This window comes from Amycolatopsis sp. WAC 01416, from assembly GCF_003947485.1.
Taxonomy (GTDB): domain Bacteria; phylum Actinomycetota; class Actinomycetes; order Mycobacteriales; family Pseudonocardiaceae; genus Amycolatopsis.
On the sequence record NZ_QHHX01000030.1, the window covers coordinates 1 to 749 of the forward strand.

A 749-nucleotide genomic window follows, 5' to 3' on the forward strand; every position below is an offset into this window, starting at 1 on the left:
CATGTCGTTGTAGCCGGACTCGCCGACGACGTCGGCGTCGCCGTTCTCCATGTCGAGCTTGTCGAAGACCGAGTAGAAGTAGATCTTCGACTCGTCGACGAACCTGCGCCACAGGGCGATGGTCGCCTCGTCCCCGGCCTGAAGGTCCACCACCCGGCGCCGGGACCGCTCCTTGAACTCCTCGTCGGAGTCGAAGAGCACTCGCGCGGCCTTGTAGAGGCGGTTCAGGTTGGACATGGCCTCTTCGCCGGAGGCGGCCAGGTCGTTGGCGGCCTTGTGGTCCAGCTCGTGGGGGTGCTCCCTCAGGTACTGGATGAGCATGCCGAACTGGGTGGCCCAGTCGCCGATGTGGTGGCGCCTGACCACCTGCTCGCCCGCGAACTCCAGGATCCGCACGACCGCGTCGCCGATCACCGCCGAGCGCAGATGGCCGACGTGCATCTCCTTGGCCACGTTCGGCTGGGCGTAGTCGACCACGGTCGTGCCGGGCGCCTCGGCGTACGGAACGCCTAGCCGGGCGTCGGCGGCGCGGGCGGCGAGGGTCTTCACGATCGCCTCGTCCGACACCGTGATGTTGAGGAAGCCGGGGCCGGAGACCTCGATGTCCGCGATCAGCTCGTCGGCCGGCAGGCTCTCCACGACCTTCGCGGCCAGCTCGCGCGGATTGCCCTTGAGCCGCTTCGCGATCGCCAGCATCCCGTTGGCCTGGAAGTCGGCCCGGTCGCTACGTCGCAGCAGCGGATCGGCGG

General features: G+C 68.5%; 1 protein-coding gene. It reads right to left on the reverse strand.

Annotated features, from left to right (window positions below; translation table 11 throughout):
* On the reverse strand, positions 1–749 hold a 749-nt coding region (gene argS, locus DL990_RS41150), incomplete at both ends, for an arginine--tRNA ligase (RefSeq protein ID WP_125801883.1).